Source organism: Xenorhabdus yunnanensis, assembly GCF_028598805.1.
Taxonomy (GTDB): Bacteria; Pseudomonadota; Gammaproteobacteria; order Enterobacterales; family Enterobacteriaceae; genus Xenorhabdus; species Xenorhabdus yunnanensis.
The window spans coordinates 1-223 of sequence record NZ_JAQRFI010000375.1 but is presented as its reverse complement, the minus strand read 5'-3'; the positions used below and the strand labels follow the sequence as shown (position 1 = coordinate 223).

Genomic DNA, 223 nt, shown 5'->3' with positions numbered 1-223 from the left:
ATGAAAGACGGCATGATGGCGGCAGGGGTAATTAAATCCGCTGATTGGTTAGATGGTACAAAAGGCGCTAAGGCGCTGGAAGCGCTCGAACGTTATAAAGGCGCACGTAATACAGGGAAAACACCCATTCTTGAGGGCGGGATGGAATACCAGCAATTAGGCATGAGTAACCAAGATGCCGAGTGGCTGGCTTCCCGTCGCTTCACCATTGATGATATCGCCC

The 223-nt window shown here is 51.1% G+C and carries 1 protein-coding gene; it reads left to right on the top strand.

The features are described 5' to 3' along the window. Nucleotides 1-223: phage portal protein (locus tag PSI23_RS22660; protein WP_273557119.1), on the top strand; the 223-nt coding region annotated here is incomplete at both ends.